Genomic DNA, 18,302 nt, shown 5'->3' on the forward strand with positions numbered 1-18,302 from the left:
TTGCTGCGTCAAGCTGGCTATGAAAAAATGATATGCCCGTCTCGGAATGGTTCCGTGACGGGCATATTCCATTTTCGCCGAAGGTCTACGGCTGTTGGCAAGCGTTCCTGTTGCCGGTGCTATCGGAAAATCTCGACACAAAGCCGTTCTAGGCAAAGCGGCAGAAATTGCCTATAGTCGCGTTTAGGCTTTCTCAGTTCTTCAGGGAGATGGCAGGAAGCCCTGTGCAGAAGGAACTGCCCGATGGATCGCCCGCAACTGTTTTCGATGTTGACGATTGGTTTACTCATCCTGTCAGGACAACTTTTCTCTGGTTGTGCTGGTGAAGGCCGCTATCTCACGCTGATGCCCAGGCCTATCGCCACAGAACGGAAGGCGTCTGAAATACATGACCCTTACCCTGAAAAGTATGTCGCCCCCGATACTTTTAACCGCCCGAGAGCATTCATTGCTCCGCGTACCGACGAACGCCAGTCATTCGATCTCCGTTCGATCCAGGCGACAGTTGGCCAGGCACGCCCAGGTTCTCCCTTTGCTGAGCAGCCGGTGCCCTATCAGAAACCAGAAGCAACTCCTCGATTGGTCTACGAACAAAGGCAGTTTCCCGGGCCTGATGGTGCCGCCACTATGGTCGCACGGCCTGACGGTGGTTTTCCGTCCAGTCGAGCGGCCATGGTTGCTGCTCCGCCTGTGGCGACAACTGCGAATGGCATGGCCGTTGATCCTTTCTGAGGGGCGTGGCCGGAAGCGAGATTTTTCGCCGGCAGTCATGATCTATTTGCTGGCGATCTCATTGGTCTTTGGGGGAAGAGTCGCTTCAGCGCAAGTGCCTGAAAGATCACCAGCGGATGTTCAAATTGAAAAACCTCTCCCACGTCGGGATACCATCGAGATCGATGCCCGTAAGCTGCTGACACCCGCGACAGACGCCAGCATTAATAAAGGGCTGGCTTTTCTTGCTGCCCGCCAGCATACCGATGGTTCGTTTGGTTCCGGGTCAATTTATCGGAGAAATGTGGCAGTCACCGGGTTGGCAGGGATGTCGATGCTGGCTGCCGGCAGTACTCCCAGCCGCGGCAAGTATGCGACGGAAATCAAGCTGTCGATCGACTTCATTCTCAAGCACTCCAAGCCCTCAGGTTACATTCTTTGCGAGGAGAGTCCTTCGCATGGGCCCATGTACGGGCATGGCTTTGCAACACTTTATCTGGCGGAAGTCTATGGCATGACTCCTCAGGAAAATGTGCGCACAGCCCTGAAAAATGCCGTGAATCTGATTGTAGGCTCGCAAAATCCCGAAGGAGGATGGCGTTATGACCCGGATGGAAAAGATGCCGATATCTCGGTGACTGTCTGTCAGATGATGGCCTTGAGGGCGGCCCGAAATGCAGGGATTGCCGTCCCTCGGGAAACAGTCGATCGCTGTACCGAATATGTGAAGAAGTGCCAGAATGGTGATGGCGGATTCCGGTATCGACTGGAGCCCCGACCACAAAGCCAGTTTCCGAGATCTGCTGCAGCATTGGTGGCGTTGAACAGTGCCGGTATCTATGAAGGGCCGGAAATTCGCACCGGGATTGAGTACCTGCTGAGGTTTTCACCCAGAGCAGAACTCTTTCGCTATGAGAATCATTTCTATTACGGCCATTACTACGCAGTGCAGGTCATGTGGCATCGCGGTGGTGAGGGTTGGGAAAACTGGTACTCTGGCATTCGAGATGAACTCCTCGAGCGGCAACTCCCCGATGGAAGCTGGCCCGATTCGCTGATTTGTGCCGAGTATGGCACTGCCATGGCCTGTCTGATTCTGCAAATGCCCAATAACTATTTGCCAATCTTTCAGCGATAACGGGCCCGCCTGTGAACACTCGACTCCTGATCTTCAATGCTTTGATGCCCGTTTATCTGCTGGGCTCGATACCAGTCTGGAGTGCTGATCACGAACCCGCCTTGCCAGCTCGTATTCAACTCGTCAATGCGCAGGTGATTACAGCGCATCAGGTGCGAATGGATGGAAATGAGCTGGCGATCACTGCGGCTGATGGGACTCCATCGCGCTGGCCATGGAAAGAAATCGCTCGCATCGATTTTCGTTCTGAGTCGAAGGCAGCTTACGATGGGCTCCCTGTCCCTCAACACGAAATCTGGTTGACCAACGGCGACCGGATTGCCGCATTTGTCAAAGAGATACAAGACGAAAAACTCCAGATTGGCTGGGTTGAGCAGACCAAATGGCAGGCTGAGCCAATCCCGCTGGAATCGGTCGAAGTGGCTGTCCTGAAAGCTCCGACCAGTTCCTTTGCCAGAGCCAGTTTTCGCAGACGGATCCAATCATTGAGAGACGCTGCCGCTCGAAAGGACGATGTCGCACTTCTCTCCAATGGCGACGAATTCCCTGGCGAGTTCATAGAACTCGGTGCTGAGCAGGCGACATTGATGCGTTTGAAAGAATCGGTGCAGGTTCCTCGTTTTCGCATGGCGGCACTGGTCTTTAATGAAGAGCTACTGGTCGTACCTCAACCTGCGAAGCAGCGCTGGCGCGTGGTGACCAATGACGGTTCGGCGTTTACGGTGCGAGAACTTCGAACTGTCAATGGCGAAAAGGAACCTCCAGTAAAGCTCGAATTTCTGCTGATGACGGGAACTCGACTGGTAGTTCCTATGCAGGATATTCTGACCATCGAATTTGCTCCCGATTCGCTCCAATGGCTCGATGATCTGCCACTGGAATCTCATGCCTGGCACCCTTGGCTCCCGGCGACCGTTCAAGGCTCCTCAACGACCAAAAACATTCTTCTCACCAGACAGACAAGCAGGAATCGTCTCACGGGGATTCATGAAGGATTTGACGAAACCGCTTTCTGGTCACTCAGTATGTCTCCAGAAGCCGAGGTGACCTGGCGGTTAGCAAAAGGGGCATATCAACTCTCAGGCCGAGTCCATGTTCCGGGGGCCACCACACTTTCCGCTGCTGCCAAGGCCAGTATCGAGCAGAATGGAAAAACTCTCTGGGGCAGCCAGGAAATGAACCTCCAAAACAAATCGGAAGCGTTCCAGTTAGATTTCATCGTGACTGAGGAAGAAAAGCTGACTTTCAGAGCGAAGAGTGGCCCGGCGGGCGACCAGGGGATGCAATTGATCTGGAGCGATGTCTCGCTGCGGGTCAAGTAGCGGGATTTGAATCGTTAACGATGATTTGTGTGTATGCTTACAATTTGCACATGTTTCAGCTCGCTTGCTGATTGCGATGGACGATGTTCCGTTTGCTGCATTTCAGCCAGTTCACCTGTGGACGACCTTCGATCAATGCCTCTCAGACAGACCTCGTTGTGACTGAAAAAGAACTTTCCTTACAAGCGGGATCCAAGCTCATGCCATGGCTGCTCAAGCTGTGGCCGGGGTTGTTTTTTCTACTGACGGCGATCTGGTTGACGTGGCCCATGTCGGCAACGCTCTTGACGGCCATCCCGATCGGACTGGAAGGAGAGGCCACGGTACCGTTGTTTAATCTCTGGACCATCTGGTGGAACATTGATCAGTTAGGACACGGTTTTGCGGAGTATTGGCATGCACCGATCTTCTCACCGGCGCAGCTGACATTCGCACTTTCAGAGCCACAGCCCACCACGATGCTCTTAGCCCCCGTCTATGTCGCCACTGACTCCATGATTCTCTGCTACAACCTGGCTGTGCTGATTTTACTGGCAATGTGTGGACATGCGAGTTGGTCATTGCTCCGGTTGGTCCATGTTTCGTCTCCTCTGGCACTATTAGGTGGCTTACTCATCCAGCGACTTCCCTTTTCGTTCTGGCAAATGGGTGTGTTGCAGTTATTGGCACTGGCGGGGCCCCTCTGGACGATCTACTGGATTTTGAAATGTTGCCGGGAGCCAGGTTGGAGAACCTCTTTGGGTTTGGGCTTGAGTTTTGGATTGACGTACTGGTCGTGTAACTATTTTGGCTTGCTACTGAGTTTATCGATTGGGATCAGTGGGTTGCTGCTGTTCACCGCTGGCTGGTTTCTGCTCCCCGATTGGAGACGCTGGAAAGTCTGGGCCAGCCTGTTTGCAGCAGCAATACTGGCGGCCTGTTTGATCGGGCCGATGGCGCGTGTTCAGCAGGAAGCCGCCCGAGAAGAAAAGTGGCAAGCCGAGCGGCCGTTAGAACTCGTGCAGAATCTCTCGGCCCGGTGGAGTGATTACACCTGGTCACTCACAGCCCGACTGGGGGATTATCCCACAGCGATTGAGCCAGCCCGGCAAAACATCTGGCGCATGGGCTGTGGTGCTGTCGTGACGATCCTCGGCACATGGGGATTGGTCGTGGGTCTCTATCGACAGGATCGAAGGCTGCTGACTTGTACCGTGCTGACATTCAGTGTGGTTTCGCTGCTCCTTTCCTTTGGGCCGGAGTACGAGATTTTCGGTTGGTCGCCATCGTTATGGCTGCGCGATCATTATCCTGGATTTTCTCATTTGCGCAGCCCGTTTCGATTTGGCGCTTTTGTCCAACTGGGCTGGCACTTGTTGGCTATTCAAGGTGCGGAAGCATTTTCATTGGATCGCTGGAGATGGTTCCGAAAGTTGGTCGAAAGCGGGCCAGATCATGAGTTCGGCTGGCGACAGCTCAGCCTTCAGGCGCTGCTGACTTCGCCAGCCATCCTCGTACTGGGCTTGGCTGTTTATGAGGTCTGGCCGATGCCACAGGTCTGTCATCCTGTGCCGCAGGTTCATCCGACACCTCAGTGGATTGATGATCTCCGGCAGACGACGGAGCCGCATGAAGTGCTTGCTTGCTTACCATTTGCTAATGGAAGCGATGCCAGTGCGTATGAATCCACGACGCTGTGGATGTACTGGCAAACCCGGCATCACCGTCCCATGGTCAATGGTTACTCAGGTTTCTTTCCAGATGCCTATCTGGAATTGCGAGATGCCATGGAGACTTTCCCCAGCGAAGAATCGATGCGGCTGCTGACTCTGGCGGGAGTAAGATATCTGGTGATCGATACCAGTGTCTGTCCGGTCAACGATTGGAAAGAGATCGCCCTGTTTCGAGATCAGACCGAAATTTGCTTCGAAGATCCACAGGCGGGGATTGTGGTCTATCGCTACACGCCGCGGCTTTGAAGCGAGTTTTCTCAACAGCCTGATTGCGAGAAGTGAACTATTCCCGGTGAATCAGAATTGTTCTAGTAACCACCCGAGGAGGATCGTCTTGGTGCCGGACTCGCGGTCGAGTTGCTGCCAGAAGGATTACTGCTACTCGGATATCTGTCGCTCGGATAGCTGCTGCTCTCATAGCTGCTTCCGGGATAGTTGCCAGAGGTGGGGCGATTGAATGAGTCGGGCCAGCTTTCCCGAATGCTGCGATCCAGTTCGTCACGCATGCGGCCGACGGCAGGAGCAATCACCTGATCGCGGACAAAATCGCGAGTCACACTGGAGGCATCGAACAGGGGGGCATCGCCACCTTCCGCATTATCGCCCCACAAAACGGGCGAATAAGGACGGACTGGCTCACTGCGATAATTCGACTGACTTGTTGATTCGTAATTGCGGGGCGGTGCAAAGCGATCATCTGCAGAACTTCGAGTGGGGGCCGAGTAGGGGTTCTCGCGGGTGTTATTCGAACCGCCATAAGGATCGTAATTCCGGAAGCGATCCCGCGAGTTGTTTGCAGGAAGGTTTTGACGAGGTTGGGCAGCAGGAGGCTCAGAACCAGGATTAGCAGTCTGCCCCCAAAGTTGATCCCACATCTGTGTCAGCCGGCTGCTCGATGAGCCTTGAGAGACTGGTTGCGTGGGAACTTCACTGGAAGATCTGCGACTCCGATCCGTCAGTTCCCCAGGCTCTGGGCGAGCCGGTGAAGGACGAACTCCAGGGCGCGATCTGTTCCCAGAGTAGGCATTGCTGTCATCATTTCGATACGCAATTGAGTCAGTCTGGAATTCGCGGAGATAGGGCGAAAGGGTATTGCGAAATGTTTCGGGCATCAGGGGCAAAGCTTCCCCAATGATGAGTCGAGCAATCGAATGAGATTCCGTCTGCAGAATCATTTGGCGAGCAGCGGGTGAAACTGTGATGAGCAGGACAGTCACGACCACAGTGAGAATCACCCCTTTGACGGCCCCCAGCAGGAATCCCAGATGCTTGTCAAACTCGGCCAGCTTGAGTTTTTCGAGTGACTCCTTGACCGAGCGAATCATCAGGTAGACGGCCAGTGAGACTGCCACGTAAACGGCAATGAGTGCCAGAACATCGGCCAAAGGTGGGTCACCAAACAAAGGAGCCAGTGAAGGAGAAACTGGCCCTGCGACCATGTAGCCCAGAATTAATGAGGCGACGGGAGCCACCTGCCATGCGAGACCGCGCCAGGCACCCTGAATGGCCATACCGACCACAATCAGCAGCATCACGATGTCGTAAGTGGTCATGAGCAATGCCCTTGAATCTGGCGAACCAATTCCAGCTTTCGTTGCTGGTTTGCACCGAGGAGTCGTCGCCCGTTATCGGCGATGAACCTGAAAGCTGGAATCTGTAGGGAATCTGACAGAGTTTGTCCTTCTGATACAGAGCAGTTTGCACCAATTACAGCAGTTTCAGCGCCAACCGTTACTGAAATGATCCGGAGCGAATTCATCAGACTTGCGAACTTCTGACCAGGAGTCTGAACTTCGATTTTTTGTTGGATCGCGGGGAGGTGTCCATCTTTGCGATGGAGGCAAAGGCGCGGATTGTGACCAGGGGTCCATTGGCTGATCCCCGGTTGATCGAGAGGGAGTTCTCGCCCAGTCTCTCACAGGTGGTTGCTCTATGGTTGGAGATATTTCGCGTGAACTCCGGCTCTGTGGAGAGTTTCTGGGAGGAATCGCCGCGGATTTCTGGTTTGTTTCGTTTGTTGCAAAAGCCGAGATGGACGGGACGAAGCCAGCCATACGCTGTTTCACTTCGGGAGACGCATCACGCAGGACAAACAGTCCCAGCAGCAGGAGCATGCCGTAAGTGGCTGATGTAGCTGTGGGGTCGTTGCTGAAGAATTTGAGAGCTGTGCCAAAGGATTTTTTGAGAGTCGGGACAGCACCATTCAGATTGACACTCCAGATTTCATCCAGCACCAGATGAGTGGTGTAGCCCAGCATGACGGCGATGGTTTTATAGATACGAGCTCCATGCATATCGGCATCGCAGATCAAAAAACCAATCATTCCGGCAATGGCAATCGCGGGGATGCTGTGGAACATTCCCCGGTGAATCGTGAAACGCTTCAGAAGTGTTCCGATGGCAAAGCGAATAAATAGATAAAGAGGAATGCCCACCAGAACGAGTTGTTCGGCTGAGAGCCCTGATGAGATCAGGCGATTCATCAAAATCATCGGAATAATGGCGGCTGCAAAGGTGATCGTTTCCCGAGCAGGAATTCCAGAATCACTGTCGAGATCGGGCATCATTCCCGCAATGGTTACGAAGCCACCAGCCAGCAGGCAGGTGGGAACTGGCATTTGCAAGGTGTAGTAGCCCCAGTAGGCATACCCCGTGCCTACTGCTGCTGCGACGCCAATATGTGTCTGAAAGCCCGCCATGGAGCCATTCCGTTGGAGACACCAGATCGAGAATTCATATCAGTTGAGTTGGCTTGTCGAGCAATCGTGCCAGACTCCTTCTCGCACAGGACATAACATGCAAGATATATGCCGCTCACTTGGAATGGGTCAATGCAACTCTTTGCCAATTCAGGAGGTTATGGCGATGATCGGCAGTTTATGCCGGTGATGAGGTATGGCAGAAAGCAGCTTCATGCGCTTTGGGAGAAGGCAGGGCAGACACGGTTGAGCCAGTTTGTACTCTGTTCGAGGAACAACGCGTGGCAAGGTTCGAATTCGATGGTGTGAGCCGCCTCTGCATACCACTGGAGTTCGTGGGGAAGTGGCGAATGTTGAAGTTCTTTCTGGAAAAGAGCTTGAGTGCGATGGCTGTCAATTATCTGATCCTGGCCGGCCAAAGCGAGGAAGACGGGTCTTTGAGGATGGCTCAGCCCCTGGAGCGCCAGCGGCCCTAATTGATGGTGGTGCCAGAAAAATCGTAATGTGGCTTCTCTGAGGGCGAGAGAGTCATGCGCAATAAATTCCTGAGCTGAGATGTTTCTGGTGAATCGCTCAGGTTCCAGCCCGGGAATCTTTTTGAGCTTTGGGCTCATTGAGGTGTTTTGAACGAATTTCAATAGTAATTTCTGCAATCGATTCGGCTCGATCCGGGGACAGATCCCTGGGTACAACAGCATGCAGGCTGAGATTTTTTCAGGCCACAAACTTGCATAGGCGGCTGCCAGGCGACCACCCCAACTCATTCCTGCCAGCACAATCTGAGGTTGGAATGATACCAAGGGTTGATCACGAAATGACTGCCTCAGTGAGCCTGTTGTGAGACTTCTGGCAAGGTTGATCCAAGCGGAAATGTCGAATAACCAGCGATCGGCATGCTGGACATCACCTCGATGGGTGGAGTTAAGTCCTGATCCACGTCGATCAGGGGCCAGGATCAGCCAGCCTTGTTGAGCCCAATGGGAGCAGGATCGATCGTACCAGAGCGAGTGGCTTTGTATGCCATGCAGCAGAATAAGAGCACGACCAGTCGGTTGGGTCGGTTGCCAGAGGCGATAATTCAGCACAGAGCCATCGGACATGACCAACTGCCGCGGTTCGGGAAGAGAGGCAAGTGCCGGTTGCGGATCGCTCATCAAATGGCCTGGCAACATGGTTATCGATCTTGTGTGACGGGATGCTCAGGTCATGGTTCCGAGGTGATGATCCTTCGGGTCGCAGGGGGAATGTGGCCCAACCCCAAAGGGATGACAAGCTGATCGGCTTCTCTGAAAGCCTGTTGAGGATTGCCATTTGCTGGTTCGTCGGCAAGATAGCTGTGTTCCTTGCCGTCGAACAGATGGATTTGATGGGTTGTGAAGTGAGCCAGTTGTTGCAACTTTTTCAGTTAAAGACGATCTTGTCTGTCAGTCATTGAAGCCAATTGAGTGGAATCGACGCTCGTTTTTCGAAAATTGACTGTCAGGCTCGCTAAGGGACGTGTTTGTGCCACAAAGGATTGCTCTGATCATTCCGACGCTGGATCAGTCAGGGGCTGAAAAGCAGTTCACGCTGTTAGCGACTCATTTGTCGAAAGCGGATTTTACCTGCAGAGTCCTGGCACTCACCAGAGGCGGCCCTTATGAGAAAATTCTGCAAGAGCACGACATCGAAGTGCGTATTCTAAACAAGCGATGGAAGTTCGATCCCTGGGCTTACTCACGGCTTCGACGCGAATTGATCGAGTTTGATCCAGATATTGTCCATACCTGGCTTTTTGCTGCCAATGCTTATGGTCGTCTGGCTGCCAGAGCCGTTCCTCGCGCCAAAGTGGTCGTTTCTGAGCGTTGCGTCGACAGTTGGAAAGCTGGTTGGCAGACATTCCTTGATCGGCGTCTCATCGCCGGGACCGATCAACTCATCGGTAACTCGAAAAGCGTGGTGGAGTTTTATCGGAAGTTGGGCATTCCAGAGAGCAAGCTGGGTTGTATTCCCAATGGCATTGAGTTGCCTGTAATCGAACCAGTTTCGCTGGCTTCCAAAGAGACTTGGAGAAGCGAGCAGGGGATTCCCAAAGAAAGTTTTGTGGTGGGTTATGTCGGCAGACTGGCCCCGCAAAAAGCCATTCAAGACCTGATCTGGGCTATTGAAACCTTAAGGCAGATTCGTCCTCAGTGTCATCTTTACATTGCGGGAGATGGCCCGGAACGAGGTCGACTGGAGAGATTGGTACATGCCGTGCATGCCAATGCCCATGTCCATTTTGCGGGACATGTGAACAAAACAGATGAGATCTATCGACATATCGATGCGTTTTGTTTGCCGAGTCGCTTTGAAGGGATGTCCAATAGCCTGTTAGAAGCGATGAGTTGGGGAGTTCCCTGCCTGGCAAGTGCAATTCCAGCGAACGCAGAGTTGATCGAGAATGCCAGAAGTGGTCTTTTGTTCAATGCCGGGGATGCTGTGGGATTGATGCAAGGGCTGCGGCGGTTCATTGATGAGCCCGAACTGCGGCATCATCTGGGCCAGCAGGCGCGGCAGCGAGTTTCCAGTGAATTTACGATTTCTCAAATGGTGGATCGCTGGGTATCTGTTTACAGAAGTTTAAATGCAGTCAATGGTTAAGTCCATTTTTTGTGACATCTCTGAGATGCGGGAGCTTTTTTCAGTCCATGAAAAGCTAGTTGCAAAAGTGGAAGATTCTCTAAAATCCAGCGACAGACATAAAAACTTGCAAATTCAAATGAATCACAAATCAGTTTTCCTCACGCTTTTCTGGTCTTGGTCGTAGTATTCATCGAGCGTTCAACCAGTTTGCCTGAAAGGCAGATGCTCTACGCAGGTACATCTTGTGAATGCTGTTTCAGCGGAAAATCGTTCGCCAAGCGAAATAATTGAGGCGAATGCTGAAATCGACTGGCATGATAACTGCGTTGGAAAGAAGGAACCGGGCGATCGTTCGTGCCCGGATAGTATTGAGCTTTAATTTAGCAGGAGGTGCACCATGTCTCGCAATGACGCTGTCGCCAAGATCAAGAAGCACCTGCTCCTGCAACGTGAAGATCTCAGGTCGAAAATTGCAGAAGAAATGGGTCTGGCCTATTCGCCAGACGATGGCATTAATGACCTTGGTGAAACCGCTGCACTGGTGGAGCAGTCCGAGCTTCATACTCAGTTAGCCGCCTTGGAAACACGTGAGTTGATGCAAATCAACCGCGCCCTGGCGCTGATTGAAGAAGGTCATTACGGAGTCTGCCAGAAATGCTCCAAAGCTATTCCTCTGGCCCGACTTCAGGCTGTCCCATTCACCACGGTTTGTGTCGAATGTCAACGTCGCCAGGAAGATCTGGGAGACAATGACGAAGACGCCTACTCGGTCGATTGGCGTAAAGCTTACGATCATGAGCGGCGCTCCAACACAGCCGAATACAGTGTTCAGGATTTCGATCTCGCTTCCGAATGATCTGTGAATTGAGAAGCGTCCTCAGTCACCTGAGACGTCTTTTTAAGACATAGCTGTGATCCATTTTAAGGGCAGGACATCCAGGCGATGTCCTGCCCTTTGATTTTTCCAACTGACGACAAGCTTTGGCGTTGCCTGATTTCGCAGAACAGAAATCCTTCTCCTGGAAAATCTTCTATGCAAAGAATCCGGTCTCGATCTTCATCCAAACAGAACAGAGATTGTTTACATCAATGATCGTTGATCGTTATGATTCTTTCGTCACCATTCGAGGAGTCATTGATCAACAACGTGTGTGATCTGATGACGTTGATTCAACTGGCCATACTGTCGCCCTCGTCTGTACCCCTCTTTTCTGTGGAGCAACCTCTCTATGACTCAGCGTTCTGTTCAGAAAACCGGCGTCGATCGTCGTGACTTCCTCAAAACCACGGCTGCTCTGGCCGGTGCCACGATGCCCTACTGGGCGATGACCAACTCAGTTCGCGCCATGCAAAGTCCCAACGAAAGACCAGTGCTGGGTTGTATCGGGACAGGGGATCGCTGGTACCAGATTGTGGGTGGAGCACTCCGCTATTCCGATGGGGCTGCAGTGTGTGATGTCGATAAATCCCACGTCGGCAAGGGACGCGAAAAGGTCCTCGAAATCCACGGCAAACGAAATCTCACGCGTGATGTCGAGGCCTACGAAGACTACCGCAGGATCCTTGATCGCAAGGATATCGACGTCGTCACGATTGTCACCCCTGACCACTGGCACTCGAAGATTGCGATTGAAGCCATGCAGGCTGGCAAAGATGTGTACTGTGAGAAACCACTCACTTTGACCATCCAGGAAGGCAAGCAGATCGTCAAGGTCCTCAAAGAGACCAAACGTGTTTTCCAGGTTGGCACACAACAACGCAGTGAAATGGGGCTGAACTTTCTCAAGGCGGTCGCGATGATTCGCGATGGCCGTATTGGAAAAGTGCAGAAAATTACCTGCGATATTGGTGGTGCTCCATCCAGTGGAGAAATTCCGGCTGTTCCCACTCCCGCCGATATCAACTGGGATATGTGGCTGGGCCAGGCGCCAATGGTCGATTTCCGTTTCAAACAGACAGGCAGCAAATGGGGCAACAGCCGCTGCCACTATGAATTCCGCTGGTGGTACGAGTATTCGGGCGGCAAGATGACCGACTGGGGTGCTCACCACGTCGATATTGCCAGTTGGGCCATCGAAATGGATTCCAGCGGCCCCACCTCAGTTGAAGGCATTTCGGCCACACATCCATGCGAAATGAAAGATGGCTGGCCTCAGCAGGTCGATCGCTACAACGCTGCCACGGAATTCGACGTCAAGGTCATGTGCCCGAACGATGTCGAAATGCACATCGTCAGCAAGTCCAAAGACGGCAACGGAATTCTGTTTGAAGGAACTGAAGGTCGCTTCCACGTCAGCCGGGGTGCCATGAAGGGCAAACCCGTGGAAGATCTGAAAGAGAACCCGATTACCGAAGAAGCACTCGTGAAGATTTACAAAGGGAAGGTCCCCGGTAATCACATGGGGAACTTCTTTGAATGCATCAAGGATCGAACAGATCCCATCTCGGATGTCTACTCGCATCATAGGGCCATGACGGTTTGCCATCTGGCGAACATCGCGATTCGTACAGGCAAGAAGATCGATTGGGATTCACAATCGGAAACCATCACCAACGACCCCGCTTTGAACCAGTGGCTCTCGCGCGAACAGCGTAAGGGTTATGAGATCAATGTGAGTGTCTGAGACTTTGATCAATAGATTCTGACAGAATGAAAAACCTTCTCAACACAACTGCTGTTGAGAAGGTTTTTACTTTTCCGTGGTGGTGACTTGGACCATCGTTCTCAGGAACCGGGTTCTCACTAGCCAGGAATTCCTTTCGACCGGCGTTCAATTTGCGATTGTTGTCAACCAGGGGAGACGACTCCTCGTTTTGATGACAAAGGGCAACGCAATGGTCAACCAGCGAATCATCTGTGGCATTCTTGCAACATGCCTCTGGGGATCTTTAGAGGTTGCGCAAGCTGGCGCTGTGGTGACTTTGGTCGATGGACGGATTTTGAAAGCCGATACGGCGGAATTTTCGGGCAATGGACAGAGTCTGATTCTTGAAACGATACGCGATGGTCTGGTCATTCGGCGAACTTTGAATCGATCAACAGTCGCTAAACTGGAACTGGATGATGTTCCTGCGCCTGGACAAGTGGCCGTCTCCTCCGCAGCAATCATGGAGCCTCCAGCAGACTCAATGCGGCCCCAGGCTGATCCTGCCATCGATCCACGGCAGATTCAGCCCGGCATTGAACAGGTGCTCTGGATGGAAAATCGCATGATGATTCAGCAACCGGGGTATCTCGTCGGAAGTCCTCAGGCACCTCAGAGCATCAAGCAGTTTGCCGGTTGGCCTTCAGCAGGAGTGGTCGTCGGCGTGCGACAGGACCCGCTGGAAGCGTATGGACAGCAGGCAGCGCGCTGGTATCCACAGGGGATTCCCCAACTGGAAGCCGGCTACGCCAGGCAACTCTTGCGGAATGATGCGGCTTATCAGGTGGCTCCGCCCTGGGCCTTTAACTCCTGGAACAACCAGCAAGGGACAACGAACCCCGGTTATCTGCCCCCGGATCGCCGATTTTCGCTGCTCTATCTCCCATGACGATCCGATGATCTGAACACGAATGTTGCATAATGGGAGCTGCGGGCCGGATGAATGATATTACTGGCTAAGTGCTATGTCTGAAGACTTCGGTCGACCATGTTTTCTTGATCACTCCAGCAAACAGCCCTCGGCTGAATCTTTCGATTCGAACCGAGGGCTGCTTTTGTGTTGTGCTTGAGGCACTGGAAAACTAGATGCCAGAGAATGGATGCTTGGCGGAATCCTTCTTCGCGATCATTTCATCGGCACTCGGCTCGTTCTTCATGGCGCGAGCAATCGCGAGCTTAGTTGCTTCGTAGTTGTAGTCGACAATCTTGCGATCATCGGCGGCTTCCCAGTGAATGAAGACGCCGCAAACAATCACGAGCTTTTCAGCCTGATCCTTAGGAATAACCCCTTCGGCAACAGAATCCGCCACAGCCTTCGCTACTGCATACTGGGCAGGACCAAACATCTGGACAGCCTGGCGGGCACCCTTGATCGTGACCTTGGTGATCATCACGGTGGCTGGCTTGACAGCCAGATTCGGTGTGAGGACAGCCAGCAGGTTTGAATGTCCAGCTTTCTGGTCGGCCAGGGCATTGGCAAAGGCCACGCCGACGGGGCCGTTCTTGTCACCAATCATGAGGTCGATGTGGGCAATTTCGTTGCCTTCGCCAGCCAGTGCTTCACCGATGTAAAATGACATGAGATGTGCCTTTCGTCCGTTCTTCGCATTCGAAGGAATATGATCAAAGCAGGACGGTTCCGGGGAGCAGTCAGGTCAAGAGATCAATGAGCCTGGTGACTCGATCTTGCCTTGACGCTCCCGTCAATACGTTTACAACCTGCTCAATATCCAAGCTTTCTACAAGCCAGAAGTGAGTTGCCAGAGCCACTCATCCCATCGCTTATGGTTTCATTTCGAGAGTGTTTCTAACACAGCCCAAGTGCAAAAGCCAGCAGGCAAGGACGATCGTGATGGTTGCCAGGCAGTCCAGGCCCACCATCTTTCTGCTAATACACTTTCCATGAGAACAAAGGGCTCCGTGTGCCATGCTTGCAGCCTTGTGCAAGCATGTCTTCGCGACCAACAACACACAGTTGTTTCCTGGGAACCGTATAAGAGGTGCCGGATTGAAAAAAGAGCCTCGTCCTGCAGGGAACGAAGCTCTTTTTCTCATGCCGACATTCATGCCCAAAGATTACTGAATGTAATCATTGATGATGTTTTCCAGCAGTTCCTGTCGCCCCGACTGATTCTTGGCAACCGCTTTACCTTCCAATACGTACTTTTCCAGATCGGCAAAGGTGATCTTGCCAGATTCAACGCTGTTGCCAATCCCTGCATCCCAGGTGGCGTAACGATTCTTTACGAAATCCTTGAGCACGCCATCTTTACGAATGGCGGCCGCAATCTTTGCACCACGGGCAAAAGCATCCATTCCGCCAATGTGAGCATAGAAGAGATCCACCGGCTCGAAGCTTTCACGACGAACCTTGGCATCGAAGTTGATCCCACCCGGTGCCAGTCCCTGTTGTTCGAGGATCACCAGCATGCACTGTGTCGTCAGGTAAATGTCTGTCGGGAATTGATCGGTATCCCAGCCCAGGAGCAGGTCGCCAGTGTTGGCATCAATGCTTCCCAGTGCATTCTGCATTGAGGCATACGCCAGTTCATGCATCATCGTGTGGCCCGCCAGCGTGGCGTGGTTCGTTTCGATGTTCATTTTGACGTAATCTGTCAGGCCATAAGCCCGGCAGAAGTTCATACAGGCTGCCACATCGAAATCGTACTGATGCTTGGTCGGTTCTTTCGGCTTAGGTTCAAACAGGAACTGACCTTTGAAGCCAATGGCCTTGGCATGTTCGACCGCGAGATGCATGAACTTGGCCAGATGGTCGAGTTCTCGTTTCATATCGGTGTTGTAGAGGTTCTGATAGCCTTCGCGACCACCCCAGAACACATAGTTTTCACCGCCGAGTTCGTGGGTGACTTCCAGTGCTTTTTTGACCTGTGCACAGGCATATGCAAAGACATCGGCATTGGGGCTGGTCGCAGCTCCGTGCATGTACCGTGGGTGCGAAAAGAGATTGGCAGTGCCCCAGAGAAGCTTGATTCCGGTTTCCAGCTGTTTCTCCTTCAGTCGAGCGACCACGGCGTCGAGATTCTTGTTCGACTCAGCCAGTGTGGCCCCTTCGGGAGCCACATCGCGGTCATGGAAGCAGTAGAACGGGGCTCCCAGCTTTTCGACGAACTCAAAGGCCACATCGACTCGCTTGATGGCGTTGGCCACGGATTCTGTGCCGTCATCCCAGGGCTTTTGCAAAGTGGCTCCACCAAATGGATCACTTCCGGTGCCGCGGAAGGTGTGCCAGTAGGCCACGCTGTACCGGAGCAGATCCTTCATGGATTGCCCTTCGATCTGTTCGTCCGCGTTGTAATGCTTGAAAGCCAGCGGATTTTTAGACTTTGGGCCTTCGTAGACGATCTTCGAGATTTCAGGAAAGTACGACATGAGCAGTGCTTCTTGGCATGAATGAGTGAATGTGCGAGCGGCCATCGCTCTGCAGTGCGCGAAGTTTACCACTGAGGCTGGACACAAAACAGATCCACGAGCATTGATGAAATATTTCTCGCAGGATTCGTGTTTTTTTACTGGTCGGGCTGAGCTGAAATTCTGTGATTTTGCCAAAAACGCTCAACGGGTCGGGCTCACCGATTAGAGAAAACTTACCAACCCGAAAAGACAGGGGCTCCTTCAAAATCTGTCGGCACCTCTTCCAGGGCTTCGTCCATCCCCCGGTCTCGAAAGACATGCAGGATCCGGGCACGGCTGATTTCATCGTACTCCGGCTCGGGATAGTTCTTCCGACCAAGATTCGGGGAGCGATGAATATCAAGTTCGGCAACGATCACGCGAATCCCGCGAAGCCCGGTAAACTGGTGTTCTTCGGCACGTTGCCTGCCCCCATGCATGTCGTAAGTTTCGAACATCACCCGCAAGACTTTGACAAACTTACGAAAGGAAATTCCCTTCTCAAGATAGATCAGATCGATATCGAGGGCTTTCGTCAGCAGGTAGTAATGATGTCTCGCACGCATAGAAATAGCCCGGTAAAAAGGCCATGAAAGAATCGGGTCGAGAATGGTTCGATCCCGGAGAAATCGGGATTCCCGGTCACCATCCGCAGCCAGACCCAGCATGAACCAGTGCTGCAATCCCACCAGAATCCCGGTTGGTGGAGATTCGCTCTGCCTGGCGAGTGGTTTCATGAGTTTCTCCAGACCACGGAGTAGCTCTCTCCGGGCAGCGATTTCAAATCGTCTCACGCGCAGAAAGGTCTCCGAGTCATGCCACAAACTGCCCGTTGGCGCAAGACTTGAATTCGCTTCCATCGAATCTGCAGAGTCTGTTGGTCTGGTTGCTGACGCTGTGTGGACCCTCTGGGAAATGACCAGCTTTTGAATTCGTCCCAACGTCGCGGAAAAGAGTTGTGCGACAGGTCGTGCGTATCGTTTCCAGCGAACAGTCGCGACTGGCTTCACAGATAATTCGTGAGGAATTCTCGCTGGGTGAAAAACTGTTGCCAGCAGCAAATATCTGAGATTGATGACAGTGATCATCAGCGATCCCAGGCAAGCAACCCATGTGATCAATCCTTGCAGCAGATGCAGGGCCGGCAATTGATGTGCTGTCGCGTTTGGTAACGTCCCTGCAAAAATGAGTGCCGGAACAGCTAAAGAGATGGGAAATGACCACTGAATCGCCATTAACCAGCGGCCATCAATATGCATCAGTCGTGTTCCGGCGGCTTGTCGGCAAGTGAAAAGTAAACCCTGACCGCAACAGAGAATTGACAGCAGAATCAGCGCATACATGCCCAGGATGAGGTTGACTCCCCATCGGCATGGAAGCAGCAGTGCAGCAACGAATACGAAGGCCACCGCCAGGCACGAAAGTTGATGAATTCGGCGGCGGATCTGGTCATCCTCTGCATCAGCCTGACGGGGATTATTCAACAGTTTCCCCGCATGCTCCATCAGCATGTCATGCAGACCCAGATAGAAAAATACCCCATGGATCAGCATCGCTGAGATGCCAGTGATCACGATCAGTGACCATAGGCCAAGCCACGGCAGGTAAAAATTCCCTGCGGCCAACTCTCTTAAGAAGGCAGCCGGGTAAAATGTGGTAACGATTGCCAGCAGCGTGAGCGGAAATGTGGCGATCGCAATCGCACCCCAAAGCCGAGGCAGACCGTAAAGTCTGTGTTGGGCTGGGGGGCGAAAGTCGACACCAAAGTTCATCAGGCTTTTTCGGAATTGCTTCAACCCCCGGTCAATTTTCAGTATCAGCCATGTAACAATGGCCAGTGGCTGCCTGCGATGAACTCGAATTGTCAGGATGAACGCTATAATCAAAGCCACGAATGAGGCCAGGTCAAACCAGTCCGACTTCGTCTCTCGACCCAGAAGTTCGAGGAGTACGAGCAGGCAGAGCCACAATGTGGCTGTGACTTTCGCAACCGGTGAAGCCGCTGACAGTTGTTGCCAGATTCGCGAGAACATCCGCTAATTCCTGCCAAAAGCATACAG

Annotated in this window: 15 protein-coding genes; 9 read left to right on the plus strand and 6 right to left on the minus strand. The window is 52.7% G+C overall.

The window, feature by feature from the left end; genetic code table 11:
- The first annotated feature begins 243 nt into the window (after positions 1 to 243).
- The 4 genes from PLIM_RS06585 (at position 244) to PLIM_RS06600 (ending at position 5,129) form a co-directional block, all read left to right on the plus strand.
- Complete coding sequence (locus PLIM_RS06585; RefSeq protein ID WP_013109538.1) at positions 244 to 732, plus strand: hypothetical protein; 489 nt, start codon at positions 244 to 246, stop codon at positions 730 to 732.
- Entirely contained in the window at positions 707 to 1,849 is a 1,143-nt protein-coding gene (locus tag PLIM_RS06590) for a prenyltransferase/squalene oxidase repeat-containing protein (protein ID WP_196349539.1), read from the plus strand. Before PLIM_RS06585 ends, PLIM_RS06590 begins: the two co-directional genes overlap by 26 nt.
- A gap of 11 nt (positions 1,850 to 1,860) precedes the next feature.
- Positions 1,861 to 3,171 carry a hypothetical protein gene (locus PLIM_RS06595; RefSeq protein WP_041401297.1) on the plus strand — a complete coding sequence of 437 codons (1,311 nt, stop codon included), beginning with the start codon at positions 1,861 to 1,863 and terminating at the stop codon, positions 3,169 to 3,171.
- A gap of 83 nt (positions 3,172 to 3,254) precedes the next feature.
- Positions 3,255 to 5,129, plus strand: a complete 1,875-nt coding sequence (locus PLIM_RS06600) for a hypothetical protein (protein WP_013109541.1) — start codon at positions 3,255 to 3,257, stop codon at positions 5,127 to 5,129.
- A 62-nt stretch (positions 5,130 to 5,191) separates the two neighbouring features.
- Here the strand turns inward: PLIM_RS06600 and PLIM_RS06605 are convergent, their stop codons facing one another.
- The 3 genes from PLIM_RS06605 to PLIM_RS06615 form a co-directional block, all read right to left on the minus strand.
- A complete protein-coding gene (locus tag PLIM_RS06605) occupies positions 5,192 to 6,436 on the minus strand; it encodes a CvpA family protein (protein WP_013109542.1) in 1,245 nt (414 codons plus the stop codon).
- Between the two features lie 165 nt (positions 6,437 to 6,601).
- Positions 6,602 to 7,582 carry a metal-dependent hydrolase gene (locus PLIM_RS22565; protein WP_013109543.1) on the minus strand — a complete coding sequence of 327 codons (981 nt, stop codon included), beginning with the start codon at positions 7,580 to 7,582 and terminating at the stop codon, positions 6,602 to 6,604.
- Between the two features lie 212 nt (positions 7,583 to 7,794).
- Entirely contained in the window at positions 7,795 to 8,754 is a 960-nt protein-coding gene (locus PLIM_RS06615; protein ID WP_041401299.1) for an alpha/beta hydrolase, read from the minus strand.
- Between the two features lie 74 nt (positions 8,755 to 8,828).
- Here PLIM_RS06615 and PLIM_RS24095 point away from each other — a divergent pair, with 74 nt between their 5' ends.
- The 5 genes from PLIM_RS24095 (at position 8,829) to PLIM_RS06640 (ending at position 13,720) form a co-directional block, all read left to right on the plus strand.
- Complete coding sequence (locus tag PLIM_RS24095; RefSeq protein ID WP_148227007.1) at positions 8,829 to 9,017, plus strand: hypothetical protein; 189 nt, start codon at positions 8,829 to 8,831, stop codon at positions 9,015 to 9,017.
- 68 nt (positions 9,018 to 9,085) lie between these two features.
- On the plus strand, positions 9,086 to 10,204 hold the full coding sequence (locus PLIM_RS06625; RefSeq protein ID WP_013109546.1) for a glycosyltransferase: 1,119 nt from the start codon (positions 9,086 to 9,088) through the stop codon (positions 10,202 to 10,204).
- 379 nt (positions 10,205 to 10,583) lie between these two features.
- The gene (locus PLIM_RS06630) at positions 10,584 to 11,042 is read left to right on the plus strand and encodes a TraR/DksA family transcriptional regulator (protein WP_013109547.1); all 459 of its coding nucleotides are present in this window, start codon (positions 10,584 to 10,586) and stop codon (positions 11,040 to 11,042) included.
- A gap of 373 nt (positions 11,043 to 11,415) precedes the next feature.
- Entirely contained in the window at positions 11,416 to 12,810 is a 1,395-nt protein-coding gene (locus PLIM_RS06635; RefSeq protein WP_013109548.1) for a Gfo/Idh/MocA family oxidoreductase, read from the plus strand.
- A 292-nt stretch (positions 12,811 to 13,102) separates the two neighbouring features.
- Positions 13,103 to 13,720: a hypothetical protein gene (locus tag PLIM_RS06640; RefSeq protein ID WP_148227008.1), complete on the plus strand. Its 618-nt coding sequence runs from the start codon at positions 13,103 to 13,105 to the stop codon at positions 13,718 to 13,720.
- 193 nt (positions 13,721 to 13,913) lie between these two features.
- On the opposite strand, the gene fae is transcribed toward PLIM_RS06640, so the two are convergent.
- The 3 genes from fae to PLIM_RS06655 all read right to left on the minus strand — a co-directional run bounded on the left by fae (position 13,914) and on the right by PLIM_RS06655 (position 18,275).
- The gene (fae, locus tag PLIM_RS06645; protein ID WP_013109550.1) at positions 13,914 to 14,411 is read right to left on the minus strand and encodes a formaldehyde-activating enzyme; all 498 of its coding nucleotides are present in this window, start codon (positions 14,409 to 14,411) and stop codon (positions 13,914 to 13,916) included.
- 496 nt (positions 14,412 to 14,907) lie between these two features.
- The gene (gene xylA, locus PLIM_RS06650) at positions 14,908 to 16,221 is read right to left on the minus strand and encodes a xylose isomerase (RefSeq protein ID WP_013109552.1); all 1,314 of its coding nucleotides are present in this window, start codon (positions 16,219 to 16,221) and stop codon (positions 14,908 to 14,910) included.
- A 215-nt stretch (positions 16,222 to 16,436) separates the two neighbouring features.
- On the minus strand, positions 16,437 to 18,275 hold the full coding sequence (locus PLIM_RS06655; RefSeq protein WP_013109553.1) for a hypothetical protein: 1,839 nt from the start codon (positions 18,273 to 18,275) through the stop codon (positions 16,437 to 16,439).
- Positions 18,276 to 18,302: the final 27 nt, after the last annotated feature.

This window comes from Planctopirus limnophila DSM 3776, assembly GCF_000092105.1.
In the GTDB taxonomy this organism is placed as follows: domain Bacteria; phylum Planctomycetota; class Planctomycetia; order Planctomycetales; family Planctomycetaceae; genus Planctopirus; species Planctopirus limnophila.

Bases quoted from the DNA above. Each gene is read 5' to 3' on its own strand.
- PLIM_RS06585 (WP_013109538.1), top strand. From the start codon at position 244: ATGGATCGCCCGCAACTGTTTTCGATGTTGACGATTGGTTTACTCATC.
- PLIM_RS06590 (WP_196349539.1), top strand. From the start codon at position 707: ATGGCATGGCCGTTGATCCTTTCTGAGGGGCGTGGCCGGAAGCGAGAT.
- PLIM_RS06600 (WP_013109541.1), top strand. From the start codon at position 3,255: ATGTTCCGTTTGCTGCATTTCAGCCAGTTCACCTGTGGACGACCTTCG.
- PLIM_RS06605 (WP_013109542.1), bottom strand. From the start codon at position 6,436: ATGACCACTTACGACATCGTGATGCTGCTGATTGTGGTCGGTATGGCC.
- PLIM_RS22565 (WP_013109543.1), bottom strand. From the start codon at position 7,582: ATGGCGGGCTTTCAGACACATATTGGCGTCGCAGCAGCAGTAGGCACG.
- PLIM_RS06615 (WP_041401299.1), bottom strand. From the start codon at position 8,754: ATGTTGCCAGGCCATTTGATGAGCGATCCGCAACCGGCACTTGCCTCT.
- PLIM_RS06630 (WP_013109547.1), top strand. From the start codon at position 10,584: ATGTCTCGCAATGACGCTGTCGCCAAGATCAAGAAGCACCTGCTCCTG.
- PLIM_RS06635 (WP_013109548.1), top strand. From the start codon at position 11,416: ATGACTCAGCGTTCTGTTCAGAAAACCGGCGTCGATCGTCGTGACTTC.
- fae (WP_013109550.1), bottom strand. From the start codon at position 14,411: ATGTCATTTTACATCGGTGAAGCACTGGCTGGCGAAGGCAACGAAATT.
- xylA (WP_013109552.1), bottom strand. From the start codon at position 16,221: ATGTCGTACTTTCCTGAAATCTCGAAGATCGTCTACGAAGGCCCAAAG.
- PLIM_RS06655 (WP_013109553.1), bottom strand. From the start codon at position 18,275: ATGTTCTCGCGAATCTGGCAACAACTGTCAGCGGCTTCACCGGTTGCG.